Source organism: Cytobacillus sp. Bva_UNVM-123, from assembly GCF_046351715.2.
Lineage (GTDB): Bacteria > Bacillota > Bacilli > Bacillales > Cytobacillaceae > Cytobacillus.
On sequence record NZ_CM177772.1, the window covers coordinates 349,022 to 374,131 of the forward strand.

Genomic DNA, 25,110 nt, shown 5'->3' on the forward strand with positions numbered 1-25,110 from the left:
ATGTTACATTAACAGTATTAATCTTTATTAGCGGGGGGAAAAATGAACGAGGAAGTTTTAAAAAAATTAGAAAAGAAGCTAAAAAAAGTAAAAATCGAAGGCTTCATTATTAATCAAGGGAACGAGAGAATATTCGAGTACTTTAAAAGTAAGAAAATAAAAGAAAAGCCGACCAAGGTTTTACTCGATTACAAAAAGTATTATTTCGATGTTAATCGAGGATTTTAGTGGAAAAGAAGCAACTAAACATTCACACTCCTATCCATCATTATTTCCCTGAAATGGGTAATAGTGTTGCGATTCAGAAAAAGGATATAACATTATTTCACCTTCTTACGATGACTTCCGGTTTAAAGGTAGTTAATTTCCAAGCGTCAAAAAACTGGGTTACGTCAATATTGAATCAACCTGTTATCAATGAACCGGGTTCAACATTTGAATATAATTCGGGAAATTCACATCTCCTTAGTGCCATAATCCAAAAAGTTTCCGGAGAGACGACCGCTTCTTTTGCAGTGGAAAATTTATTCAAGCCACTTGGGATTCATAAATATATTTGGGTTGCTGATCCTCAAGGTATACATGGTGGCGGCTTTAGTCTATCCATTCATATTGAAGATATGATGAAAATCGGAAAAGTTTTGCTTGATGAAGGTGTATATATGGGGAAAAGAGTTATTTCACCGAATTGGATTAGCGAGTCACAAACCCTTTATAAACAAGTAAGCGAATCAGAATATGGAACTTATGGATACGGTTATCAATTTTGGATAGCTAAGAGTAGTAACCATCCTAATTACTTTTATGCAAACGGTATATATGGACAAAATATATTCATCGTCCCAAAGTTAAATTTAGTGGCAGCTGTCAAAGGCCAGCTAGATAGCAAAAATCAATCACTACCCAACAGCTATTTTGAGGCATTTTTACGGGAGTATGTAACGAAGAATTAAAGGTAAACAAAACAGGTGGGTTGACCTATCAGCCTGAAATTACCGCAAAGGAATCATTTCGATTGTCGGAAGAGCTTACGCACTCCTATTGGAAGACGTAAGAGCGACATGGTATAAGAACTGATGGGGAAATTGATAATACTTTTTCACCTTCATGGCGAATTTATTCTGCCCTAGATGCTATAAAAAAGCATTTAGGGCTTTTTAATTTAAAATAAACGTTGAATATGGGTGTAAACAATGATAGACAGTGTATTGCGTACTTACACATGTTCATATAATCAAAACGCACAAAACATAACTTAATCATACAAAACATAACTATATTTAATTAAATCAAACTAAATATAACTTTTATCACAGATGTGAAAATAATATTCTTTTATAATGAAAATCGTAGAATTTCAATTGGGTAATTTTACATAACTTAGTGAGTATTTAGGATTTGATTGCTCCTTACACCGCTATAACAATGCTGGTGAACCTACAATCATGGGAAAGGATAAGATTTTGGAAAATACGGTTTTAATCACAACATGAAGGAAAGAGTGAAGCTTATGGGTAGAAAAGGAATGTTCTTTTCAAACGCTAGAATACTCCTTTTCATCTTAATTTTGTTTAGCCTCTCTATTGGGCAAATTGCTTCTGCTGAGGGTGGTACAGGTGGCGGAAAAAATGAGCCGCTAACTTTGAGTTCATCTTCTATCAGCGATGGTGCTACAGGGGTTTCGCTAAAACCAGAAATCGTACTTACCTTTAGTAAAAATATCGTCAATATGAAAGTAGTTGAAAATAATAAGAAATGTTTTTCGTTGCAAACGGAAGACGGAGTAAAAGTCCCTATCAACCTATTTCTTGCAGATGATCAAATTGAATTCGAAAAAAGAAATGATGCCATCATTACTCCCGTTGATAATCTTACTCAAGGCACCACTTATTTTATTGTCGTTAGCGGATCGCTCACTTCGAAAAGTGGAATATCAACAGGGAAGGAAACGAGGATTAGTTTTACAACTAAAGGAGAAAAACCAGAACCTAACAATGATGGTCTTCAAGAGGCTACACCGCAATCCGAACCATCTACTCCAGTGAATAAAGATACACCGAAAAGTGAACCGGTTGTTTCTAAAGATTCTCAGACAACTAAACGAGAAAGTAAAAATAAAACTGAAAACAAAAACACTGCAAGTACAACAAGTAAGGTAGATGAGAAGCCAGCTGCTGAACAGGCACCATCCGAAGAAGCTGAGGAAAATGTATCAGATGACGATAAACTAGATGCTAATCAACAGCTAGATGAAGATAGTGCTGAAAGCGAGCCGACTATTGCATCTGAGATAGAGGCGGCGAAATCAGTGCCATACGAAAAAGCTTCAGCACCAATTGTTGAGGCTGCTGAGACTCCATCAAGTAATAAAAATACATATATATATTTGCTTGTAATAATCGGGGTAGCTATGATTGCCTCCGTTATGATTTATTTTTATAAAAGAAAAAAACATGTAAAGCAGTAAACTTCTCTTCTATGTAAGCAGGTGAAGGAAATTAAGAAAAAGTTAATTTATAGTAGCTTAATCGCTGGGCCGTTCATTTGTATTTTTGTCTCCCTTTTATTAGGGAGATATCCATTGGATGTGGCTACTGTTTTTGCTGTCATTTTAAATAAGCTTGGCGTCACTAGCTATAGTACTGGGGAAATGGCTGCTTCAATTGTTTGGGATATTCGTCTACCCCGTGCATTATTAGGCGTTTTTGTAGGTGCAAGTCTGGCTGTAAGTGGCGCTGCTTTCCAAGGGGTATTTCGCAATCCATTAGTCAGCTCTAGTATTTTGGGTGTAAGCTCGGGCGCAGGATTTGGTGCAGCACTGGCGATTTTATTCTTTAATCAGACGATCATGATTTATTTGTTTGCCTTTGGTTTTGGTATTTTAGCCGTTATTTTAAGTTATTTTATTGGCAGAACCTATAATACTACTCCTACTGTCATGCTCGTTTTGGGTGGAACGATTGTATCAAGCGTATTTTCATCACTTATTTCATTACTTAAATATATGGCAGATCCGTATGATCAATTGCCAAAAATTACATTTTGGTTAATGGGAAGCTTAGCTTCTGCTAGCTATAAGGATATTATGATTGCTGGAATGCCCATGTTAATAGGGATTATCGGGTTAGTTTTGATAAGATGGCGAATTAATATACTCTCAATGGGTGATAAAGAGGCACGTGCATTAGGGGTTAATCTTCGCCTATTGAAAGGAATATTAATTATCTCCGCTACTTTAGCTACTGCAGGGGCTGTTTGTGTAAGCGGTGTTATTGGCTGGGTTGGCTTGATTATCCCACACATAAGCAGGATGCTCGTAGGAAATGACAATCGTTTACTAATCCCAACTAGTATTTCAATTGGGGCCTGTTATTTAGTCATGGTCGATAATCTATCAAGAAGTTTAACAGGGTCGGAAATTCCCCTAGGTATTCTAACGGCAATCATTGGTGCTCCATTCTTTGTTTACCTATTAAAAAGAAAAGCAGGGGGATGGTCATAATTAATCCAGTCCTTAAAATAGAAGATCTAAGCTTCGAGCATGGAAAAACCACAGTTTTTAAACAGATTAGCTTTGAACTGACAACAGGAGGAATTTTCTGTTTGTTTGGCCCAAACGGCTGTGGAAAATCGACGTTAATCGAATGTATCCTCGGCTATTTAAAGCCTTCAGGTGGACATATTCTTTTAAACGATAAACAAATTAGTAAAATCAAACCGGCTGATTTAGCAAAAAGCATAGGCTACGTTCCACAAAGTCATACGAAGAATTTCCCTTACAAAGTAATTGATATCGTTTTAATGGGGAGAGCAGCATACTCTCGTACGTTTTCTTCTCCTTCTGCCGATGACTTGGCAATTGCAGAATCGGCGTTAGAAACTCTAGGTTTAATTCATTTAAGGGATAAACCTTATACACAATTAAGTGGGGGGCAAACCCAGCTAGTAATGCTAGCAAGAGCACTAACGCAGGAAACCCCTGTCATACTAATGGACGAACCGACTGCGCATTTAGATTTTAGACATGAGTTAATTATTTTAGAAACAATCGTTAAGTTAATAAAAGAGAAAAACATTTCTATTATTATGGCAACCCATTTTCCTAATCATGCCTTCTATTTTGAAAATAGTGGTGTTAATACACAGGTTGCCTTAATGAATAATCATGTTTTTGAGGAGATGGGAAATCCAACAGACGTATTAACCGAAGCGAATATGCTAAGTACCTTTAGTATTTATTCGAAATTAATCTCCTCTATAACGATGAACAATGAACAGATTAGAGGGCTTATCCCTATTGAAGTCGCAAAATGATATACATGGAAAAGGTGATTAACATAGCATGAAGCTAAAAAAATATTACGTACCTTTTTTCATTTTATTGTGTGTCATAGTTTTAACAGCTTGTGATGATAAAAGTCGAATTCAAACGACCGCAAAGAATGAAAACAGCGACGAATTAATAGTCATTGATTACTTGAGTAGAGAAGTAGCTATTCCTAAAAAGATCGATCGCATTGCTTGCTTGTATGCGTATACTGGGCATGTTGTGACCATGTTAGGAGATGGAAATAAAATTGTTGCAGTCAATAATGGACTAAAACTCGATCGATTATTACATAAAATAAATCCTGTGATTAAGGATGCGGTTGTTCCAAATCAACAGACCAAAATCAATATTGAGGAGCTTGCTAATGCAAATCCTGATCTCATATTAATTCAAGAGGCTATCGCACAAGACGAAGGAGAAGTGAGAAAGCTTGAAGAAATGAAGATTCCCTATCTTGTCGTGAACTTCAATTCGATGAAAGAGCAACAACAATCCATTGCCATGATCGGTAAAGTACTTGGGAAATCCGAGAAGGCTAAACAGTTCAATGATTTTTATAATGAAATGATAGCTTTAGTGACTGAAAGAGTGAAGGATATTCCTGATGAGGATAAAGTGAGAGTTTATCATTCTGTCATGGAAGCTACGAGGACTGACCCTGCTGGCTCTTTACCAGCTGAATGGATGAAAGTCGCTGGTGCCATCAATGTTTCGGTTGGAGAGGACTTAAAGCTAGTTGAGAAAAAATACTTTGCAAGTATAGAGCAAATATTATTATGGGATCCCGATGTCATTCTTGTTAACCAAGATGGTGTTGCAGATTACATTCTTGATAGTCCACAATGGCAAACATTAAAGGCAGTCAAAGCGAATAAGGTGTTCCAGTTACCAAACGGTGTCTCTCGTTGGGGGCATCCAGGTGGATTAGAAACTCCGCTTGCTATTATTTGGACGGCTAAAACCTTGTATCCAGATCGATTTGCCAATGTTGATTTAGCTGAAATAACGGCAGAATTCTATGAAAACTTCTTTGATTATACATTACAACCAGATGAAATGAAGCAAATCCTATCTGGTAAAGATATGCGCGCACCGAAGGGAAATTAATTTAGGAATGAGGAATGGCAATGAAAGTTTTTATATGCATTGATGATACAGACAATATTGATAGCAAAGGAACTGGGGAAATTGCGGTTGAAATTGCAAAATCAATCGAATCCAATTATGGGGGGACATGCCAAGGTGTTACTCGCCATCAGTTGTTTATCCATCCGGATATCCCTTATACGTCACATAATAGTTCTATGTGCTTTGAGGCGGATATTAATAGCAACGACCTTGAAAAAGTCATAGATGAAGCAATCCATATTTTACATACAGAAAGTGCAGAAGGTTCTGATCCAGGACTTTGTGTATTCGTTCCAGAACGATTAACTCAGCACCAGCATCAAGAAATTGTTTATTTTGGACTTAAAGCAAAGCAAGAGGTTTTAACGAAAGAAGACACATACAAGTTAGCTAACTCTCTTTCTATTCATCTATCAGAGCATGGTGGTACTGGACAGGGTGTAATTGGAGCATTAGCAGGTGTGGGTCTACGATTAACAGGAAATGATGGACGCTTTAAAGGGAAACACAAGGTGAATTCTAACAAGAAAATAGCTACAGTCAAGGAAATACTTGAGGATACAACGATCGATATCGTTAGAACTGAGGCTGGGTTTATTCTAGATGACAATGAGTATATAACGTTAGGAGACAAGCTAAAAAGTGTGTTCCTCGATCATAAGTCTGTGCTTCTAGTTGAGTCAGTTAATGTGGATGGAAATGATAATTGGGTGCCTTGTGCAGGTAGTACGCTTAAAAAATATTAATCATGTTAGAAAAATAATCGAGGTATGTATGAAAAATACTTATTTGAGAGTACACAACGGAGTTGCAACGTTTTCTGGAAATGCGGATTGTAAGGAAGTATTTAAGGCAACGGTAGAAATGGCAGAAAGCTGCCAATTTTTTCAAATGGATGTAGAAGATGAGATTGTTTATGACAATCAGACGACTTGCTACAATTGTCGCTATCGTCGCTGGACTGCGGAAGGCTTCAGCTGTTACAAAGATTTCCAAGATATTTTATAACTGGGAGGAAAATGAACATGAACAAAAAGTTATTTAAATTTTTATTTACAGGAATATTAACAATCGGGCTTTTATTCGGTAATATTGCCATAACACTTGCCGCTGGTGGCGGGGGTGGTGGAGGCGGTGGAGGCGGAAAAGGTGGCGGTTCTGGTTCCGGTGGTGCTTTTGTAGGCGCCTATTTAACGACTATTTCCGACAATGCCTCAACAACAGGAAAAGATATTAAGGATAGCCAAGATGTAGATACGAATCCTATAATTAAACTAATCTTTAACAAAAATGTAGTGAGCTCAATAGTATGGGAAACGAATAAACAAGCTATTACTTTAGCTGATTCAGAAGGAAGCTCAATTGCTATTCAAGTAGATAGAATTCCTGATGAAGGAGAAAATGCTAACGAAGATGAGAAACGTCATATTTTTATTCGTCCTATTGCGCCTTTAACAGACGGAAAAACATATACATTAGTGATTAAAAGTAAGCTAACGGCAAACAATGGCACGGCATTAGGGAAAGAAGAAACGATTATGTTTACTGTAGCAGCGGCAAAAAAATCTCAAGATGCGGTAAAGGTTGTCGAAGACTTAATTACTAATCTACCAGCAGTTTCAGCTTTGAAAATTGAAGATAAAGCAGCGGTAGAAAAGGCTAGAAAAGAATACGGAAGCTTAGCTAAAGACCAACAAAGCTTAGTAGCAAACATTGAGAAGCTAGTAGAATTAGAATCTAAGCTTGCCGAATTAGCGCAAGCAGGGGCAGAACTTGAAGCTGTGAAAAAGGTTGAATCCTTGATTACGAATCTTCCAAAGGCTCAAGCACTTACAATGGCTGATAAAGCATTGGTAGAGGAGGCACAGAAGGCGTATGATGGTTTAACAGCTACTCAGAAGAAATTAGTTAAAAATGACAAGAAATTAGCTGAATTAGGGATAAACCTTAATGAATTAGAAGCTCAACCTATTGTTAAGGGTAATCAGGATAAAACAGTTCAAAATACAGAGCAAAAGACAGAACAAAACACTACAGGTCCAACAGATGACTCAGCTAAAGGTGATTCTAATAAACTCCCTAAAACTGGGGACTCATCTACAGTTTGGACAAGTCTATTCGGTTTAGTATTATTAGGAATGGGACTAGCCATGCTGAGAACAAAGAAAAGAGAACAAACAGATATTTAATCTAAAGAATGAGGGAGAATGGCTTCGGTTCTCCCTTTTTTAAAACTTGTGAGAGATGGTGAAGAAATGAAAAAGCGAATTTTGCCTATATGTTTAATAGTGATAGGGCTTATCTTTCTAATTACTCCAGCTATTAAAAACTATATGGTTTCTTCTCTATCTGAAAAATCCTATGAAAATCTTACAATCGAGCCCAAACAGGAATCAATCATAGAGCAAAGCAAGTCCATTGCAGATATCGATTTTGCAAATGATCAGGATGTATTAAAAGCCATGTTTTCTGATACTAAAAATAATGTCGGCATTGGCCTACTAGCGATTCCATCCGTAAATTTAAAGCTACCCATTTTTCGTGAGGCTACAAATACAAATCTATTAAAGGGTGCTGGGATGATGAATGAAGTATTTCAAGGATTTGATGTTGGGAATGTTATTTTGGCTGGACATCATATGAAAAAAGAAGGTCTTCTTTTTCAACCGCTTACGAAATTAACGGAAGGCGGAAGTGTCTATATAATGAATCATGAAAAAGTGTACGAATACCAAATGGAAAAGCCGTACATCGTGAATGAAGAAGATACTTCTGTTTTAACTGAACCGTTTGATGGATTAACGCTTATCACTTGCGATGTTCCAACACCAACAAAAAAGAGACTGATTTATCAAGGAAAACTGGTGAATATAGTAGAGAAGCATGAAATGGAGGAAATATTCCATTAAGAAAATGCTTTTCTAGATTTTGTAACTAATAAAACAAGGATTGATAATTAATAATATGGTGTGCATAAAAAACCTCTTTGGGTAGACGACCGTAAGAGGTCTTTTTGTGTTTTTTGGAAAAAGTTGTTTTCTTTGCGTATTGATGAAGATTTTTTTAAAGTGGGTGAAACAATGTACGAAGATACCCTAAATAGGCAAGCGTCGAAATAATCGGCACTTTTCTTACTGGTTCGTTCAATATTCACATTAAAATGACCCTTTTTGATATAATAATTGAAAACTAAAATATGAAAATATAATAGGTAGCATGGTGACAAAATGGAATACACAGCAACTTTCCAAAAAGTGATTGATTACATTGATGAACATATTCAAGAAGCCATATCAATAGACGACTTAGCAAAGCATATTAGCTATTCTCCGTTTCATTTCTTGCGGATTTTTAAAAACGTGGTTGGGGAAACACCTAGAGAGTATGTGACGAAACGAAAGCTGCAATTTGCTTTAAGAGATATGAGTCAACAGGCAAGCATCAATGATATTGCCTTTCATTATGGCTATGAATCGTATGCAGGTTTTTCAAAAGCATTCAAAAAAGTGTTTGGTGTATCACCAGCTACTTATCGCATGCATTGTCCAAATGCAGAACCACCTGTTATCAATTTAGAAGAGCTAAAGGTAAACAAAACAGGTGGAATGATCTATCAGCCAAAAATTATCACGAAGGATTCATTTGCAATAGTGGGAAGATCCTATGAAATCCAATTGGAAGATGTCAGAACGACAAGAGATGCACCAACCTATTGGTTTTATAGCGGATTAACGGATGGTGAAATTGAAAAGACCCTTTATGATACGTTCTCACCTTCGATCCATGGTGAATTTTGTTTAAATCGAGCGAATGAAAAGGATTGGTCCACGTTCACTTATTTTTTCGGAGTGCTTGATGACATGATTGATCGGCCGATAGGAGACAGCTTCCAAAGAATCATCATTCCTGCTTCTACCTTTGCTGTTTTCAGCACGCCTCCCGTTCAACCAGATGACTTTGTTGATTCAGTTAAAGGTACTTGGAATTATATCTTAAACTATTGGTTTCCGATGTCGGGCTATGAGATTGATGAGACAAGCTATGATTTTGAATATTACGATGAAAGATGTCATCCATGGGAATATGAAATGGTGATGATGGAAATTTATATTCCGATTAAGAAAAGCGCAAGCGCCTTGTTCAGCGACGTATAAACTGGACTGACCTCGACTGAGAAAAAGGAAACACGACGAGTGATAAGATTCGCAGGCTAAGATCGCCACGTCCTGTGGCAACGCCTGCATCTTTGGGCTTTAGCCCTTAGAAAACACAATCAGGCTTAGCGTGACTAGCATGTCCTTATGCGTCGGAAGTTTACTAGTCGCTAGTCGCTGGAGCTAGACACTCATCTAACTCCAAAGATATAAATTCTTGTATTATCAAAAAAGACGAGAGACTAATTTGTCTCTCGTCTTTAATCAGTAAGCGAGTAATCTTTTATCGATTAATTTCTAATCAGATAATCAAATGCGCCTAACGCTGCATTTGCACCTGATCCCATTGAAATAATGATTTGTTTATACGGGCTGTTTGTACAGTCGCCTGCTGCAAAGACGCCCGGTATGCTCGTTGCTCCACGACTGTCGACAACGATTTCACCCATTCTTGTGCGTTCAACATTGTCACCTAGCCAATCTGTATTAGGGACAAGACCGATTTGGATAAAGACGCCAGAGATGTCAATCTGCTTCACTTCTTCCGTATCACGCTCCATGTAAGTGAGTCCGCTGACTTTATCAGTGCCAGTGATTTCTTGTGTCTGCACATTCGTAAGGACTGTTACATTTGGCAAGCTGTACAGACGATCTTGGAGGACAGAATCTGCTTTAAGCTCAGGACTGAATTCAAGCACGGTTACATGCTTAACAATACCAGCGAGATCAATTGCTGCCTCGATGCCTGAGTTACCTCCACCAACAACAGCAACATTTTTTCCAACAAATAACGGACCATCACAGTGAGGGCAGTAGGCAACACCTTTATTTTTAAACTCTGCTTCGCCAGGCACTCCTATATTGCGCCAACGAGCACCAGTTGAGAGGATGACAGATTTACTCTTTAGAACAGCACCGTTTTCTAGTTCAATTTCAATCAGGTCCTTCTTCTCTAAACGCTTGGCACGCTGTAAGTTCATCACGTCGATATCGTACTCTTTCACATGTTCCTCAAGGCTTGCTGCTAGCTTTGGACCTTCAGTGGACTTCACACTAATAAAGTTTTCAATGCTCATCGTGTCCATAATTTGACCGCCAAAGCGCTCAGCGATAATACCTGTACGAATGCCTTTACGTGCAGCGTAGATGGCCGCACTTGCACCGGCAGGTCCGCCTCCAACAACAAGGACATCAAATGGATCCTTATTGGCGAATTCGGACGCATCTGGGGCACTGCCCATTTTTGCAAGGATCTCTTCTAGTGACATGCGACCGCCGCCGAATGATTCTCCATTTAGGAATACTGTTGGTACAGCCAAAATATTTTTGCTCTCCACTTCCGCTTTAAAGGCTGCCCCATCAATCATCGTATGTGAAATGTTAGGGTTAAGAACGCTCATCACGTTGAGTGCTTGAACGACATCCGGACAGTTGTGGCAGCTTAGGCTAACATATGTGTCGAAATGATATTCGCCCTTAATGCTTTTCACTTGGTCAATCACCTTTTGATCGACCTTTGGAGCCCTTCCACTTACTTGCAGTAAAGCCAATACTAATGAGGTGAATTCATGGCCAAGAGGGACACCAGCAAAAGTGATCCCAGTGTCTTCACCGATACGATTAACACTAAAGCTTGGAGTTCTCTGTAATTGTGTGTTTTCTACTTTAATTCTTGGTGACATTGTAGCTATTTCATCAACTAGAGCAAGCATATCACGAGAAACTTCATCGGATCCTGCGCTAACTTTGAGCAGCACATCGCCCTCCATCATTTGAAGGTATTGGGCTAATTGTGCTTTAATATCTGCATCTAGTACCATTGGTTCTTCTCCTTAAATCTTGCCTACAAGATCAAGGCTTGGTTTAAGTGTAGAAGCCCCTTCTTGCCATTTTGCTGGGCAAACTTCACCTGGATTGTTGCGCACATATTGTGCAGCCTTAATTTTGTTAACAAGAATGCTAGCATCACGACCGATGCCACCTGCGTTAATTTCAACAGCTTGCACAACGCCATCTGGATCAATGATGAATGTTCCGCGATCTGCAAGTCCTTCTTCTTCGTCCAGTACATCAAAGTTGCGAGTAAGTTTTTGTGAAGGGTCGCCAATCATAATATATTCGATTTTGCTTATAGCTTCTGAATGATCATGCCATGCTTTATGTGTAAAATGTGTATCTGTTGAAACAGAGAATACTTCTACTCCAAGGCTCTTTAGTTCAGCATATTGGTTTTGAAGGTCCTCAAGCTCAGTTGGGCAAACGAATGTAAAATCTGCAGGATAGAAGCAAACAACACTCCATTGTCCTTTCATGCTTTGTTCAGTAATTTCGATAAAATCACCGCTGCCAGCATCATAAGCTGATGCTTTAAATGGTAAAATTTCTTTTCCGATTAGAGACATAATTAATCTTCCTCCTAATATGGTTAATAAATGATAAACAATTTTTAGTTTGGACAGAAATCCAAACGATAATTAACAAAAAAATAATTCCTCTGTTAATTATAATAATTCTAATACGATATAAATTATTATATACAATTAATTTTTTGTCAAACAATATACTCTTTATTTTTATAATTAATTTTTTAATCGAATTGTATAATCTTAAATGTAATAAATTAACTGAATAGCCATGAGCTGATTAGGTAATTCGTTATTTTACTATAAAAGAGGCTATAATAACATTTTCAATTACGAATAAATTTTATCACTTAATAGGTAAAGGTGAAGCTTCTAGTGCTTCCAAAAAAATAGGAGATTCCAATTTAAAAAAGACGGGAGACAAACTAGTCTCTCGTCTTTGATAATTTTTGAAAGATAAATAAAACAGGTGTTAATAGGAAAGCACTTACAGCCAATCCAATCTTTATCGACGAAAATTGGCTGATAAACCCCGGTACTGGCCCACCCGCAATTTGGCCAATGGCATCCACTTGCCCTTTAAACGAGAAGAATGTGGCCCGTTTTGAAGAATCTGTGATTAATTGATTTAACCATATCGTTTCAAAAGTAGACGTTACATGCCGTATGACTTGAATGATTAAGAAAAAGATGATGAATCCGATTAAATTTGTTGAAAAGGCAAAACCGATTAACGCGATAATCAGAATGAAATAACTTAACCGCAACACTCTATATAAGCTAGTAAAATCAATCTTCTCCGACATTCGATTTAAAAATTGAAAAACGATAATCGTTACAAAAGATGTAGCAAATTGGAGACCTCCGACAAGGAAAATCATATTTTTTTCGGATAAAGCTCCCTCGATGCTATTCGTTATATGCGAAATCCAAAGCCGATCAAACCCTTCACTGTAAATCCCAACGATCAAGGCAATTAATAGGACATAACGTAATATTTGGTTCACTTTGAATGAAGAAAATACGCTAGTCAGCATTGATTTCATATCATGGATAAAAGATAGTGATTCTTTTTCCTCGCGTTTTACTACCTTGGTTTCAGTCATCGATTTCCGTAAGTAAAAAGATAAAAGGAAAAATCCAATCCCGCCAACAACGATGGAAGCTTGTAATGCAAGATAGCCAATTCCAATGGCAAGTAAAATGCCGAATAAAGTACCTACATTTTCATACTTTGCACTATTAATAAAAACCTTATCTACTTTGTTTAATCCAACTTCATCTGTAATCCATGCTTGCAATGCCCCACTAATACATGTATAACCAATTCCCCAAATGACTTGTGCAATCAAAATCATTGTGAATAGAGGGAATAAACCTTCTATAAGAAACCCTATTCCGATTAAAAAATAACCAAGTACAATGGAGAATTTCCTCCCCTTATAATCAGCAATAAGGCCAGTTGGGATCTCACAAATAAAAATGGTTAGTTCCAAAACTGTACCCGCTAGTACAAGTTGCAAGGCATTCATGCCGACAATTTGAACCTGGTATAAAAGGTTGACAGCGAAAACAGTCCAAAACAATAATTGTGCTAAAAAAGCTTGCGATAAATACAGGGAAGCAGGCCCCTTCTGTCTAATCATGTAGAACAACTCCTCTCATACATAAGCTTAATCAAAAAAGGAAAGAGATACCTATTCCAAAATTGCTATAGTTTACAATGTGAGAGAAGATTGGATAAAATCGGATATTCACTAAACGTTTGTTTCGGATTGCGATATGATAGTTATATAAAGTGAAACCCAATCATTGAGGGGTCTTACAGCCTGTTAATACAGGATAAATAAGTAGGTGGTGTTTAGGAAAATGGGCTTGATTCAACTAACCAAAAAGACGATTGAACATGAACACATATGCTGCGCCTTAGGTGCAAAACAATATGAAGAAGCAGTGAACGCGAAGAAAAAATGGTTGACGGAGCGAATGGATGAGGGATTAGTTTTCTATCGTTTAAACGAACGTGCAAAAGTATTTATTGAATATTTGCCTGCCGAAATGGCTTGGCTCCCTATTCATGCACCTAATTATATGTATATTAATTGTTTATGGATTTCAGGAAAATATAAAAACAATGGATATGGAAAACAACTGCTCGATAAGTGTATAGAAGATGCTAAAGCTCGAGGGATGGATGGAATCGTTCATATTGTCGGAAAGAAAAAATATCCTTATTTGAGTGAGAAACGTTTTTTTGAATATATGGGATTTGAACTCTCTGATCAAATGGCCCCTTATTTTGAGCTAGTTACATTATCGTGGAATGACCAAGCTATTAGACCATCGTTTAAACGGAACGGAAAATCTCCGGTTCCACAAAAAGGAATCGTTATTTATTATACAGCTCAATGTCCCTTTGCAGTAGGTGTCCTGGAAGACTTAAGGGCAATAGCAGTGAATCATGGTGTTCCCTTTACTATACATCAGTTGACAACGAAAGAAGAAGCCCAGAACGCCCCTGCGGTTTGGACAACCTTTAGTCTGTTTTATAATGGAGACTTTATTACACACGAGATACTGAGTGCTAATAAATTCGAAAAAGTATTAACGAATTTACTGCAAAACTAGTAAACTCCTTTAGAAATGAAGGACATTTTCTAGCAATCCATCTGGGAAATGTCCTTCGCCATCACCATGAAGGACAATTTTCAGCAATTCCTATGGGAATGTCCTTCATCATCGCTATGAAGGACAAATTCCAGCAATTCCTCTGAGAAATGTCCTTCATCACCACTATGAAGGACAAAGCAATCCCTCTGGGAAAAGTCCTTCATCATCGCTATGAACGACAAATTCTAGCAATTCCTCTGAGAAAAGTCCATCATTTATTCAGTTGGGGACGGGGCAGTCGAAAAACGCGGCGTCCTGTCGGAACGTTTGCACTAGCACGACCTGTGCATCGAAAAACCCCACTGAATGAAGTTTCTCTTTATTTATGAAACAAGTGAGCTAATTTGCTTTTTTTTAGTGACTCTACACCTTTCAGTTTCCCATCGACAACAATAGGAGGTATAGATTGAATACCATAGGCAGAAGCTTTTTCTTCGCATCCAGGGGGAACACTTTGTTTATTTAAATCATAAACAATTACCTCAGCCCTTTTACATACAGCTCCATTTACTTGATTAATAACGCCCTCACATAAATACGTTCCAGCCGTAAAAATCTCTATTTTCTTAGCTATTTTCTTCCACCCTTTCAGATAATATTTTTAGCAAAGGACATGATTCTTTAGGAGGTGGCAGTTCGGAAACTGGATAATCCATGGCATTCTCTAATAGTGATTTCAAATTGTTTAATTGGTTAATTTTTCCATCAATTTCTAGCATTTTCATTTTGTCAAATTGATACATTTCCTCTGTTGGAAAATAATCCTCAATCTTATAAATTAATATAAGTTTTTTGATTTCCTCAAGCGTAAATCCTAAATCTTGTGCATGTTTAATCATTTTAATATCTGCAACAGATTCTTGAGAAAACATTCGGTATCCAGATTCAGTTCGAGAAGGCTTCGCGATTAGCCCTCTTTTTTCATAATATCTAACGGTTGCAACCTTAACATTAGATGCCTTTGCCAATTCACTAATTGTTAAATGATTCATTTCCTGCCCCCCCTCATTTTATTATGAACCCTTAACTAAGGTACGGAGTCAATAGATTAAGTGAGGTTATTTCAATAATGTAAAATAATTCAATTCAAAGCTTATTTTCAGTTTTCCTTTATCTAAGTCGAGGTCAGTCCAGTTTATACACCGCTGAGCAAGGCGCTTCCGCTATTCTTATCTTTCTAGATTCCAGATACTTTAACAGGACCCAAAATAACGGTTTGCGATAAAATCCGTGCCACTTCCTCTGGTGGCCGATCCATCCCGCATTCGAGCCAATGTTGAATAAGACCTAGATGAGCAGAGCTGACATAAGCTAATAAATAATCAGAGGGAACCATCATATTTTCTTCTTTTAATAAATGGGAAAATCGGTGGAGGAGATTCTTTTTTATGACCTCTTTTAAACGATTCTGAAAAGAAGGATTTCCGTTTGGTCCTAAAATAACTTTCATAAAGATAAAATTCTCTCCCATAAATTCATATAACTTTATTGTTAAAGGTAGTAGATCATCAATTTTTATCACTTTTTGAGAATCATAATTTGCATTGTTCCAGAAATTAATGACGATTTTTTCCAGTCCGTCAAAAATTTCATTTTCGCTTTGCTCCAGCAAATCATATTTATCTTTGTAATGTTGATAGAATGTTCCTCTATTAATGTCAGCCTTTTCGGTGAGATCACTGACTGTTATTGCTTCAAATCCTTTTTCCTCTAACAATTGTGTAAAAGCATCCATGATCATCCGTCTTGTTCGCAGAATTCGGCGGTCTGTTTTCTTCAAAGTCATTTTGACACCTCTAATTTTTATGTTATTAAACATAATTATTCTATTTGTTGAGTACTGAACAACTTCATTACGATTGATTATTGATATTTATAGTCTGCTTATTATTATAATGAACATAAAGATTGATAATCAACAAAGTGTTCGTTATTTTTTGGATAATTGGAGGGAACTAAATGGAGCAGCCAGAAGCTTTAAGTCGGATTGCATTTGAATTAGGACCAATAACTGTTTATTGGTATGGCCTCATTATTATTACGGGGGTCATAATCGGTTTATGGATAGCTAATAAAGAAGCGATAAGAAAAAATTTGCGTAATGAAACAATATCAGATTTGGTTTTGTGGGCTTTGCCGATAACGATTATTACTGCAAGAATCTATTATGTCATTTTTAAATGGGACTACTACTCACAAAATGTGGGCGAGATTATTAAAATATGGGAGGGCGGAATTGCGCTTCATGGTGCTTTAATTGGAGGAGTAGCAACCATTATCGTCTACTCTAAGAAAAAAAATCTATCATTCTGGTTGCTTGCCGATATACTTGCTCCCAGCATAATCTTGGCTCAAGCAATTGGAAGATGGGGAAATTTTATGAATCAGGAAGTACATGGGGGACCAGTCTCTAGGGAATTCTTAGAGGGGTTAAAACTCCCTGAGTTCATCATCAATCAAATGTATATAGATGGCCGCCACTATCATCCCACCTTTTTATATGAGTCCGTATGGAATGTCATTGGTTTTATCATTTTAGTTTTCCTTAGAAGAGCCAATTTAAAAACCGGAGAATTATTTTTAACTTACTTAATTTGGTACTCCTTTGGTCGATTCTTTATTGAGGGGTTAAGGACAGATAATTTAATGTTAACAGACACGATTCGTATGGCACAGGTCATTTCAGTTCTAATTATCTTGATAGCCATCGGTTTCATTTGGTTTCGACGTGTAGCGAAACCTGAAAAGGTAAGGGCCTAAAAGAAAGTGCCCGTAGCTTGTATTGTTTAAAAGAACACTAGCAAACGATGTTGACAAAAGTCGGAGGGATTATATTGGAACAGAATCAGAAAATCGCTATTATCGGTGGTACAGGAAAGGTTGGGAAGCATATAGCTAAAATAGCAGTAGAACACGGCTATAACGTTCGTTTACTCATTCGAAATCCAGAAAAAGTGACCTTTCGTGATGATCGCATAGAGATTGTACAGGGAGATGCAAAGGACAATGCTGCTATTAAAGCTTTACTAGAAGGGTGCCAAATCGTTATCAATACATTTGGTCAACCTGTGAAAGCGGAACAGCTTTATAGCCGTGTAACTGAACAGATCCTAAGTGTGATGAATGAATTTGGCATCAGTAGATATATAGGAGTTACAGGTGGTTCACTCACTGTAGCAGGGGATCAGAAAAGTATCATCAATAAATTAGGGGCAAAACTATTTGAAGTACTCTTCTCTAAGATGATGATAGATAAGAAAAAGGAACTACATGCATTGGAAAAAAGTAAGGTGGAATGGACGCTTGTACGTCTGCCTTTTGTTGTTGAAGGTATGGAAAAGGGGATTATAAAAGAAAATTTATTCGATATGCCAGGCAGTACGATTACGAATACAGATATCGCTCGTTTCTTAATTCGGCAAATAGACGATAAAAAATACTTGCGAAAAATCCCTTTTATCGCGGGTTAGCAGCTTACGTTTACTAGAATTAGCGATCGGACAATTTAAGGAGGATTGGCTTGCCTAGATTTTTATTAACCGAAAGATTATTACATTCCAAAGTGGTCTTTCACATGTTAATCGCCATAGTCGGACTTATCAGTGTGCTATTACATATTCTTTTTTCTCCTGCACCATTCGTATCCATGACGAAATTCACGATTCATTCGAATATCATCGTCTCCTTGACTTTTACGGCTAGCGCACTTTTTATATTAATCAAGAAAAAAGAAAATCAGTTGCTTGATCTTAGTAAAAATGCAGCACTTATCTATATGTTTGTTACTTTTTTTACTTACCATTTTCTGCTCTCTAGTGGTGGAGAATATAGTGGTTTACGAATCATGACAAACTTTAACCTGCATTATTTAATCCCATTGTTTTAATGAACTGGCTGATTTTTGAAGAGAAAAAGGTATACAGTTATAAATCTGTTGTCTATTGGTTAATTTATCCGATTTGTTACTGTGTCGTTTCTTTAATAAGGGGAGCTTACGATGGTTTCTATCCGTATTTTTTTCTAAATCCAAATGGTTCTATTCCTGTTGGAGTTGGCAGCTATACAAATGTAGCTTTATTTATAGCAGCCTATACTCTTGTGTTTTCCATACTTGGATTTTTGCTAATCTTAGTGAATCGAGTGATTGTTAGCTATAAAAAGGCAGGCTTATTAAAAGATGATATAACTAATAAATGGGGGATGTTTTGAATAAGAAAATCGTAGGTTTGGTTAAGTAAATTATTAAAGGGAAGAATACCCATTCCCGAAAAGAGTGAACGTCCACTATTTCGGGAACCAAACCGGCTAACCAGTTCCCGAAAAGAGCAGGTCCCCACTGTTTCGGGAAACAAACAGTCCAACCCATTCCCGAAAAGAGCAATCTCCCGCCGTTTCGGGAACCAAACAGCCTAACCAGTTCCCGAAAAGAGTAAGCCTCCACCGTTTCGGGAACCAAACCGGCTAACTAGTTCCCGAAAAGAGCAATTCCCCACTGTTTCGGGAATCAAACCGGCTAACTAGTTCCCGAAAAGAGTAAGTCTCCACCGTTTCGGAAACCAAACCGGCTAACCAGTTCCCGAAAAGAGCAGGTCCCCGCTGTTTCGGGAATCAAACCGTCCAACTGATTCCCGAAAAGAGCAAGCTCCTCACCGTTTCGGGAATCAAACCGGCTAACCAGTTCCCGAAAAGAGCAATCCCCCGCTGTTTCGGGAATCAAACCGGCTAACCAGTTCCCGAAAAGAGCAATCCCCCGCTGTTTCGGGAAACAAACAGCCTAACCAGTTCCCGAAAAGAGCGAGTGTCCACTATTTCGGGAATCAAACAGCCTAACCAGTTCCCGAAAAGAGCAAGTCCCCACTGTTTCGGGAAACAAACAGCCCAACCCATTCCCGAAAAGAGCAATCCCCCGCCGTTACAGGAATCAAACAGGCTAACCCATTCCCGAACCGAGCAAGCAATCACCATTTCGGTAATCAAACGAGTAGAACAAACGTGAACAAAGTATTCGCGAATCCCTCTACGGTAGTCTCGTTCCAGAGATGAAAGCAAAATGCACAAGCTTGTTTTTACAAGCAAACCAAATATTGACACGCCTATTGTTTTACATTCAAGACTTGCTCATAAACAGGTCTTCTTTATTTTGAAAATTTCCCTTGACCTTCAAGTTACTTGAAGGTTTAACATTGAATCAAGGGGGTGAGTTCGTTTGAAGAAGTTCATGACGATACAGGATTTTTCGGAAAGAACGGGTATATCCAAAAGTACATTACGATACTATGAATCCATAAATTTATTATTACCAGCAGAAAGAAGTTCAAATGGGTATCGAGTTTATTCGGATAGTCAAATAGCAACAGTGAAGTTAATATCAACTTTACGTTTAGCTGATGTTTCGATAAACGAGATTCAAAAATATTTGCAGGAAAATGATGAGGCTGCTCGCCAAAAAATGATGGAAGTATGGATTCGAGATATAAAAGAGAAGCGTGATCTCTTAGATGTCAGCTTACGTTATTTAGAAAGTAATTCTATTCAGAATCAAGTTTATTTAATTGATAAAAGTGATGAGAAAATTATTTGGTTTCTGGCTGAATCCCAAACAGGGAAATTTGGAGAGCATTTTATGAAAAAGGCAAATGAGTTAAGGAAGTTAAACATGCGGATTACAAGTTATTATTTACATTATTTATCAGGTCAAGATTTAATCAAAGCACGAATAGGGTTCGGTGTGCCAGCTTCTATACACATTCATGATTTAGCTGAAATTGACGCTATAGAGCATATGCCTCCTTGTATATGCTTAGCATTACCATTTAAAGAACCTGTGACAAAAATTAAAGACGGCTATCAAAAATTACTACGATACGCAATTGAGCACCAATGGGTTCCGATCCGATCAATATTAGAATGGTATCGCGGAGAGGATTTTACAGAACTAGATCTATTGTTGCCAGTTATCCAAATGGAGAAAAGGAGTGAATGATAGATGAACGAAGAGTTAGTTGTCAAACTGGTAGATTTAAAAGGTAGTCATTATCAATTTGGTTTAAAACAAAGCAAAGAAATCCTATCATCAGCGCTTTCTAAGCAAATGGATTTTCTTAATGAGTTAACGATTGCCTCCAATTCGCAAATAGCTCAGCAAGTACTGCAGGAGGTTTCCCCAAACATATTGCAAGAACTGGAAGGTTTGGCGTTTGGTCTAAACATGCCGCTTCATAAAATTATTCAATTATTTAGTGGGTACGATATTATGTTTCCTGAAATGGGCTGCACAGCCCTTGTTCATGATGGATATTATGTGCGCAATTACGATTTTAGTCCGGATATGTATGATGCCAGACTTGTATTTTCGAATCCGCTTGATGGCTATGCAAGTGTCGGATTTAGTCAAAGCGTTCTAGGAAGATTAGACGGAATGAATGAAAAAGGGTTAGTTGTTGGATTGCATTTTGTAAATAATGAGCATAGAGGTGAGGGTTTTATCGCCCCAGCGATCGTTAGAATGGTGTTAGAGCAGTGTGAAAATATTGAAGAAGCCATCGAATTCATGACAAAGCTCCCTCATGGCTATTGCTACAATTATTCTCTTACTGATCGAAGTGGCAAGGGGATAGTAGTGGAAGCTACTCCTCGGAAGCAAGTGATCCATTCTGATTATCCACAAGTTTGTACGAATCATTTTGAAGCAAAAGAGTTAGTAGAAAAGAATAGGGCATTTATCGAGGGCTCAATGAAACGGAAAGAGTATGTTAACAGTTTATTATTGGAGAACCTATCTGCTCTATCTGCCTATCACCACTTTAATAATGGAGAATCCCCCGTTTTTTTCAAACATTATAAAGAATACTTCGGTACGCTGCATACCGTTCTCTATTCCCCAAAAGACTTAGAGATGATCGTTGGAATTGGAGAAAATTGCGAACCAATGAAATTTTCGCTTAAGAAATATATCAAAGGTACACTCATTCTTCCAGAATATATAATGGGACGAATAAATCAGCCAACATAAATTTCTTTCATTCCGACCTCCATTTTATGAGCCTCCAACATTTAGTGCTATATTAATAGTAGGACTAGTTTAGTATTTTGTTTGAAATCAGCCAAATAATCGTTTTCAACTGCATATACATTAATTGATTAGCCAAATGAATAATCATCGCTTTTTTTTCTTTTACTAAAAAATTGAAATCGAGGCATCGTATAAAAAATTAATGAGAAGGAGTAAATAGGATGGGGGATAGAAGAAAGGCGTATATCGCAGCGATTGTATATGCATTCATTATTGGGCTTTCATTTATGTTTGTCAAAATAACGTTAACTGCTGCAAGTCCATTAGATGTACTTGCACATCGGTTTACGGTTGCATGGATCGTTGCTACCATTTATGTACTGTTGAACAAAGGCAAAGTAAAGATTAGGTGGAAGGATGTACGACAAATTTTTCCTTTAGCACTCTTATATCCGATTCTTTTTTTTGCTTTTCAAGTGTTTGGATTAGCACGTACGACGTCTTCAGAGGCTGGAATGATTCAAGCGACTGTTCCTATTTTTACATTACTATTTGCCAGTCTAATTTTGAAAGAGAAAGCAACTCGCGGTCAGTTTGTTTTTGTCACTTTATCGGTGTTTGGGGTCATTTATTTACTCGTGATGAATAGTGCGGGAGCTAGCTCGACGAACTTAATAGGGAGTGGGCTCATATTACTTTCTGCTTTAGCAGCCGCACTTTATAATATTTTTGCAAGAAGGCTCACACAGCAATATTCCTTATTGACATTAACGTATGTAATGACATTATTTGGTTTTGTTATATTTAATATTATGGCGATTAGCAGTCATATAATCGATGGAACAACGAGACAATTTTTCCAGCCCTTCATGCAAGTTGATTTCATTCTTTCCATTTTGTATTTAAGTATTCTTTCATCCCTTTTGACTTCATTTCTAGCCAACTATGTGTTATCCAAAATAGAGGCAGCAAAAATGAGTGTTTTCAGTAATTTGGCTACGCTCATTACGATCCTTGCAGGAGTTATCTTTTTACGAGAGGAATTTCATCTCTATCATCTAATTGGAGCAATTATCATTATTATAGGGGTTGTTGGAACCAATTATTACGGCAGTCGGAGTATACAACGTAAAAAAATATAGTTGGATACGTAAAACGTTTATAAGCTAGAAAGAATGTCATAGAGTGCAAGTCAAAGTATATTCAGATTGGATGCTCTATTTTTGAATTCCTGACTTGCACTAGACATTTTTAGCTTTATTATTGATTTTATATTTTCCGATGTTTAACCATGATAATACTCTGCTAATGCATTTGCGGCTATAATTGCTTGATACACATCATCAGGGGTTACGGGATGTGGCATATTCCCCATTGTGTCGCCTTCAGCACATGCGTCCTCCGCAACTTTTCGCCATTCTTCTTCTTTAAATTCATCAAGACCTAGATCTTTTAATGTTAATGGTAGACCAACTTCTTTGATAAAATGAATGACGGTTTCAATTTCCTCTTTTGGTGCACTTTCTAAAACAAGTTGTGTTAATAATCCAAAGACTACTTTTTCACCGTGTTGTGCATGGTGGAGTGATGGAACGGCAGTCATTCCATTATGAATAGCATGGGCAGCAGCTAGACCACCAGCTTCAGCACCAACACCACTTAAGTAAATAGTCGCTTCAATTGTATTTTCAACAGCTGGAGTAGATATTCCATTATCAACAGCTATTTTTGCTTGAAGGCCATATTCTAAAATGGTGTCATAGCACATTTTGGCTAAACCTAATCCTGAAAGAGATGGTTTCAAATTGACTAAATTGTCTCCGTTTTTGCGGTAACATGCGCGCGCCTCGAAATAAGTAGCAAGAGCATCCCCGATTCCAGCTACAAAAAAGCGAGTTGGAGCAGCTGCTAAAATTTTCGTATCAGCTAATACAATATCTGGATTTGTTGGTAAGAATAAATAACGATCAAATGAACCGTCTGTATTATAAATAACAGCAAGTGCTGTACATGGTGCATCTGTTGAAGCAATGGTTGGGAAAATCACAACAGGTACATGTTCATAATAGGCAGTTGCTTTAGCTGTATCTAATGTTTTTCCACCACCAATGCCGACAATAACATTCGCCCCAGATTGTTTAACTGCTTCACGGTGCCTGTCGATTTCTTCTTGCGTAATTTGTAAATTAAATTTAGCAAATTCACTTTTATGTCCAGCATCATCGAATGATTTACCAGCTTCATTTTTTGCGCGTTCAAGAATGAACTCATCACAAATAACATAAGCGTGGTCGCCATATGTATTGGTATAAGTAGACAAGTCCTTTAATAAGTTTTGGCCGACAATGAATCTTTTCGGTGTTGTGATAGACTTTACAGATTTTGTCATTTTATATAAGCTCCTTTTATTGATCTACCTCCTTTAGTATCTACACGAAGCAACTTGTTATGTAATGATAGTGAGTAACTAAATTTTCAATAAAAGGTTTTAATGTAACATAGTAAGTTATCAAGTAGCTTCGGCTGCTTTTTTATTTTTGGAAAATAATCAGTAGGGCTCTTGTTGACGGGGATTGTAGGTATATTTCCCAAGTGGAAACCTCGTTCATCTGTAACAATGATTGCTTTAAAATGAAAAGATGACTAATAAAAAATAAAAAGGTATTATTCTAGGGTAGAGCGAAATTAGTTGTTGGAAATAAACCAAATTGTTTTAAAAAAAGTTGTGAGTAAGTAGGTTATAAAGAGAGATAGGAAGCTAGTATTTGTTGTTTAACTAGAACTTACGTAGAAAGGGGATTAATATGAAAATTCGTTCAGTAAAAGGTTCAGACTATTATACAGTATCTCCACTAATCAATGAGTGGTGGGGAGGAAGGAATATGTCTGATATGTTACCAAAGCTGTTTTTTGACCATTTTACGAATACAAGTTTTATTGCCGAAAAGGAAGGAGAACTGATAGGGTTTCTAATTGGATTTTTATCTCAATCTAAACCGAATGAAGCTTATATTCATTTTGTAGGAGTTCACCCCGACTACAGAAAACATAATATTGGAAAACAGTTGTACGACCAATTTTTTGAGGTAGTTAGTCAAAATGGGCGTAATATTGTACGCTGTGTAACGTCTCCTGTGAATAAAGCTTCTATAGTTTTCCATACAAAAATGGGATTTGAAATTGAAGAGGGAAATAAAAATAAAAATGGTATCCAAGTTAAAACTGATTATGACGGAGAAAATCAAGATAGAGTACTATTTGTGAAACATTTATTTTGATGGCTCTAACCATTCCGATTTTATAATAAAACTCCATGTCTTAAATAACCTTTACTTCTTTTCATTCCATTAGATTCTAATAGTAATGGTTCATTTAAGCATGGAGAAGAGAAATGCTTATCCACATTTCAGTAATCTATTACTTATAAATTAGTCATTGTTAAGGATTTTTTCT

At 37.1% G+C, this 25,110-nt stretch carries 24 protein-coding genes and 1 pseudogene; 19 read left to right on the top strand and 6 right to left on the bottom strand.

All coding sequences use genetic code 11. The features are described 5' to 3' along the window. Positions 1 to 42: 42 nt before the first annotated feature. The 11 genes from KDN24_RS01825 (at position 43) to KDN24_RS01875 (ending at position 9,612) form a co-directional block, all read left to right on the top strand. Positions 43 to 228 carry a hypothetical protein gene (locus tag KDN24_RS01825; protein ID WP_409974995.1) on the top strand — a complete coding sequence of 62 codons (186 nt, stop codon included), beginning with the start codon at positions 43 to 45 and terminating at the stop codon, positions 226 to 228. Further along, positions 228 to 953 carry a serine hydrolase domain-containing protein gene (locus KDN24_RS01830; protein WP_409974996.1) on the top strand — a complete coding sequence of 242 codons (726 nt, stop codon included), beginning with the start codon at positions 228 to 230 and terminating at the stop codon, positions 951 to 953. The genes KDN24_RS01825 and KDN24_RS01830 overlap by 1 nt, the downstream gene beginning before the upstream one ends. Before the next feature lie 557 nt (positions 954 to 1,510). Then, the gene (locus KDN24_RS01835) at positions 1,511 to 2,467 is read left to right on the top strand and encodes an Ig-like domain-containing protein (RefSeq protein ID WP_409974997.1); all 957 of its coding nucleotides are present in this window, start codon (positions 1,511 to 1,513) and stop codon (positions 2,465 to 2,467) included. Between the two features lie 120 nt (positions 2,468 to 2,587). Continuing rightward, the gene (locus KDN24_RS01840) at positions 2,588 to 3,502 is read left to right on the top strand and encodes a FecCD family ABC transporter permease (RefSeq protein WP_491348457.1); all 915 of its coding nucleotides are present in this window, start codon (positions 2,588 to 2,590) and stop codon (positions 3,500 to 3,502) included. Then, on the top strand, positions 3,493 to 4,314 hold the full coding sequence (locus KDN24_RS01845; RefSeq protein WP_409974999.1) for an ABC transporter ATP-binding protein: 822 nt from the start codon (positions 3,493 to 3,495) through the stop codon (positions 4,312 to 4,314). The genes KDN24_RS01840 and KDN24_RS01845 overlap by 10 nt, the downstream gene beginning before the upstream one ends. A 28-nt stretch (positions 4,315 to 4,342) precedes the next feature. Further along, positions 4,343 to 5,437 carry an ABC transporter substrate-binding protein gene (locus KDN24_RS01850; protein ID WP_491348267.1) on the top strand — a complete coding sequence of 365 codons (1,095 nt, stop codon included), beginning with the start codon at positions 4,343 to 4,345 and terminating at the stop codon, positions 5,435 to 5,437. Between the two features lie 20 nt (positions 5,438 to 5,457). Then, positions 5,458 to 6,204: a hypothetical protein gene (locus tag KDN24_RS01855; protein ID WP_409975001.1), complete on the top strand. Its 747-nt coding sequence runs from the start codon at positions 5,458 to 5,460 to the stop codon at positions 6,202 to 6,204. A 28-nt stretch (positions 6,205 to 6,232) separates the two neighbouring features. Beyond that, positions 6,233 to 6,466, top strand: coding sequence for a hypothetical protein (locus KDN24_RS01860; protein WP_491348268.1), 234 nt, complete (start codon positions 6,233 to 6,235; stop codon positions 6,464 to 6,466). 17 nt (positions 6,467 to 6,483) lie between these two features. Then, on the top strand, positions 6,484 to 7,647 hold the full coding sequence (locus KDN24_RS01865; RefSeq protein ID WP_409975003.1) for an LPXTG cell wall anchor domain-containing protein: 1,164 nt from the start codon (positions 6,484 to 6,486) through the stop codon (positions 7,645 to 7,647). A gap of 66 nt (positions 7,648 to 7,713) precedes the next feature. Then, a complete protein-coding gene (locus KDN24_RS01870) occupies positions 7,714 to 8,367 on the top strand; it encodes a class A sortase (RefSeq protein WP_409975004.1) in 654 nt (217 codons plus the stop codon). A gap of 318 nt (positions 8,368 to 8,685) precedes the next feature. Next, a complete protein-coding gene (locus tag KDN24_RS01875; RefSeq protein ID WP_409975005.1) occupies positions 8,686 to 9,612 on the top strand; it encodes an AraC family transcriptional regulator in 927 nt (308 codons plus the stop codon). A gap of 290 nt (positions 9,613 to 9,902) precedes the next feature. On the opposite strand, the gene ahpF is transcribed toward KDN24_RS01875, so the two are convergent. From ahpF to KDN24_RS01890, 3 genes are all read right to left on the bottom strand, one after another. Then, positions 9,903 to 11,432: an alkyl hydroperoxide reductase subunit F gene (gene ahpF / locus KDN24_RS01880; RefSeq protein ID WP_409975006.1), complete on the bottom strand. Its 1,530-nt coding sequence runs from the start codon at positions 11,430 to 11,432 to the stop codon at positions 9,903 to 9,905. 12 nt (positions 11,433 to 11,444) lie between these two features. Then, positions 11,445 to 12,014 (bottom strand): alkyl hydroperoxide reductase subunit C, encoded by a 570-nt coding sequence (gene ahpC, locus KDN24_RS01885; RefSeq protein ID WP_409975007.1) that lies wholly within the window; start codon positions 12,012 to 12,014, stop codon positions 11,445 to 11,447. A gap of 386 nt (positions 12,015 to 12,400) precedes the next feature. Next, positions 12,401 to 13,621 (bottom strand): MFS transporter, encoded by a 1,221-nt coding sequence (locus KDN24_RS01890; protein ID WP_491348269.1) that lies wholly within the window; start codon positions 13,619 to 13,621, stop codon positions 12,401 to 12,403. Between the two features lie 223 nt (positions 13,622 to 13,844). Here KDN24_RS01890 and KDN24_RS01895 point away from each other — a divergent pair, with 223 nt between their 5' ends. Then, on the top strand, positions 13,845 to 14,603 hold the full coding sequence (locus KDN24_RS01895) for a GNAT family N-acetyltransferase (protein ID WP_409975010.1): 759 nt from the start codon (positions 13,845 to 13,847) through the stop codon (positions 14,601 to 14,603). Positions 14,604 to 15,211: 608 nt separating this feature from the next. On the opposite strand, the gene KDN24_RS01900 is transcribed toward KDN24_RS01895, so the two are convergent. Beyond that, a complete protein-coding gene (locus KDN24_RS01900) occupies positions 15,212 to 15,637 on the bottom strand; it encodes a MerR family transcriptional regulator (RefSeq protein ID WP_409975011.1) in 426 nt (141 codons plus the stop codon). Positions 15,638 to 15,822: 185 nt separating this feature from the next. Continuing rightward, a complete protein-coding gene (locus tag KDN24_RS01905) occupies positions 15,823 to 16,431 on the bottom strand; it encodes a TetR/AcrR family transcriptional regulator (RefSeq protein ID WP_409975012.1) in 609 nt (202 codons plus the stop codon). A 173-nt stretch (positions 16,432 to 16,604) separates the two neighbouring features. Between KDN24_RS01905 and lgt the strand changes: the two genes are divergently transcribed. The 6 genes and pseudogenes from lgt (at position 16,605) to KDN24_RS01935 (ending at position 22,799) form a co-directional block, all read left to right on the top strand. Beyond that, positions 16,605 to 17,405 carry a prolipoprotein diacylglyceryl transferase gene (gene lgt / locus KDN24_RS01910; protein ID WP_409975013.1) on the top strand — a complete coding sequence of 267 codons (801 nt, stop codon included), beginning with the start codon at positions 16,605 to 16,607 and terminating at the stop codon, positions 17,403 to 17,405. A 74-nt stretch (positions 17,406 to 17,479) separates the two neighbouring features. Next, complete coding sequence (locus KDN24_RS01915; RefSeq protein WP_409975014.1) at positions 17,480 to 18,115, top strand: NAD(P)-dependent oxidoreductase; 636 nt, start codon at positions 17,480 to 17,482, stop codon at positions 18,113 to 18,115. Between the two features lie 176 nt (positions 18,116 to 18,291). Continuing rightward, positions 18,292 to 18,854, top strand: a pseudogene (locus KDN24_RS01920) (Pr6Pr family membrane protein). Between the two features lie 997 nt (positions 18,855 to 19,851). Next, positions 19,852 to 20,628: a MerR family transcriptional regulator gene (locus KDN24_RS01925; RefSeq protein WP_409975015.1), complete on the top strand. Its 777-nt coding sequence runs from the start codon at positions 19,852 to 19,854 to the stop codon at positions 20,626 to 20,628. 3 nt (positions 20,629 to 20,631) lie between these two features. Continuing rightward, entirely contained in the window at positions 20,632 to 21,657 is a 1,026-nt protein-coding gene (locus tag KDN24_RS01930; protein ID WP_491348270.1) for a C45 family autoproteolytic acyltransferase/hydrolase, read from the top strand. Positions 21,658 to 21,878: 221 nt separating this feature from the next. Beyond that, positions 21,879 to 22,799, top strand: a complete 921-nt coding sequence (locus tag KDN24_RS01935; RefSeq protein ID WP_409975017.1) for a DMT family transporter — start codon at positions 21,879 to 21,881, stop codon at positions 22,797 to 22,799. 143 nt (positions 22,800 to 22,942) lie between these two features. Here the strand turns inward: KDN24_RS01935 and KDN24_RS01940 are convergent, their stop codons facing one another. Beyond that, a complete protein-coding gene (locus KDN24_RS01940) occupies positions 22,943 to 24,046 on the bottom strand; it encodes a glycerol dehydrogenase (protein WP_409975018.1) in 1,104 nt (367 codons plus the stop codon). Positions 24,047 to 24,461: 415 nt separating this feature from the next. Here KDN24_RS01940 and KDN24_RS01945 point away from each other — a divergent pair, with 415 nt between their 5' ends. Beyond that, positions 24,462 to 24,935 (top strand): GNAT family N-acetyltransferase, encoded by a 474-nt coding sequence (locus KDN24_RS01945; protein WP_409975019.1) that lies wholly within the window; start codon positions 24,462 to 24,464, stop codon positions 24,933 to 24,935. The last annotated feature ends 175 nt before the right edge of the window (positions 24,936 to 25,110 follow it).

Excerpts from the sequence above, each read along its gene's own strand:
- KDN24_RS01930 (WP_491348270.1), top strand. The coding sequence starts at position 20,632 with ATGAACGAAGAGTTAGTTGTCAAACTGGTAGATTTAAAAGGTAGTCAT.
- KDN24_RS01825 (WP_409974995.1), top strand. The coding sequence starts at position 43 with ATGAACGAGGAAGTTTTAAAAAAATTAGAAAAGAAGCTAAAAAAAGTA.
- ahpC (WP_409975007.1), bottom strand. The coding sequence starts at position 12,014 with ATGTCTCTAATCGGAAAAGAAATTTTACCATTTAAAGCATCAGCTTAT.
- KDN24_RS01900 (WP_409975011.1), bottom strand. The coding sequence starts at position 15,637 with ATGAATCATTTAACAATTAGTGAATTGGCAAAGGCATCTAATGTTAAG.
- KDN24_RS01865 (WP_409975003.1), top strand. The coding sequence starts at position 6,484 with ATGAACAAAAAGTTATTTAAATTTTTATTTACAGGAATATTAACAATC.
- KDN24_RS01850 (WP_491348267.1), top strand. The coding sequence starts at position 4,343 with ATGAAGCTAAAAAAATATTACGTACCTTTTTTCATTTTATTGTGTGTC.
- KDN24_RS01945 (WP_409975019.1), top strand. The coding sequence starts at position 24,462 with ATGAAAATTCGTTCAGTAAAAGGTTCAGACTATTATACAGTATCTCCA.
- KDN24_RS01870 (WP_409975004.1), top strand. The coding sequence starts at position 7,714 with ATGAAAAAGCGAATTTTGCCTATATGTTTAATAGTGATAGGGCTTATC.
- lgt (WP_409975013.1), top strand. The coding sequence starts at position 16,605 with ATGGAGCAGCCAGAAGCTTTAAGTCGGATTGCATTTGAATTAGGACCA.
- KDN24_RS01860 (WP_491348268.1), top strand. The coding sequence starts at position 6,233 with ATGAAAAATACTTATTTGAGAGTACACAACGGAGTTGCAACGTTTTCT.
- KDN24_RS01905 (WP_409975012.1), bottom strand. The coding sequence starts at position 16,431 with ATGACTTTGAAGAAAACAGACCGCCGAATTCTGCGAACAAGACGGATG.
- KDN24_RS01845 (WP_409974999.1), top strand. The coding sequence starts at position 3,493 with ATGGTCATAATTAATCCAGTCCTTAAAATAGAAGATCTAAGCTTCGAG.
- KDN24_RS01895 (WP_409975010.1), top strand. The coding sequence starts at position 13,845 with ATGGGCTTGATTCAACTAACCAAAAAGACGATTGAACATGAACACATA.
- KDN24_RS01835 (WP_409974997.1), top strand. The coding sequence starts at position 1,511 with ATGGGTAGAAAAGGAATGTTCTTTTCAAACGCTAGAATACTCCTTTTC.
- KDN24_RS01875 (WP_409975005.1), top strand. The coding sequence starts at position 8,686 with ATGGAATACACAGCAACTTTCCAAAAAGTGATTGATTACATTGATGAA.
- KDN24_RS01855 (WP_409975001.1), top strand. The coding sequence starts at position 5,458 with ATGAAAGTTTTTATATGCATTGATGATACAGACAATATTGATAGCAAA.
- KDN24_RS01890 (WP_491348269.1), bottom strand. The coding sequence starts at position 13,621 with ATGATTAGACAGAAGGGGCCTGCTTCCCTGTATTTATCGCAAGCTTTT.
- KDN24_RS01940 (WP_409975018.1), bottom strand. The coding sequence starts at position 24,046 with ATGACAAAATCTGTAAAGTCTATCACAACACCGAAAAGATTCATTGTC.
- ahpF (WP_409975006.1), bottom strand. The coding sequence starts at position 11,432 with ATGGTACTAGATGCAGATATTAAAGCACAATTAGCCCAATACCTTCAA.
- KDN24_RS01935 (WP_409975017.1), top strand. The coding sequence starts at position 21,879 with ATGGGGGATAGAAGAAAGGCGTATATCGCAGCGATTGTATATGCATTC.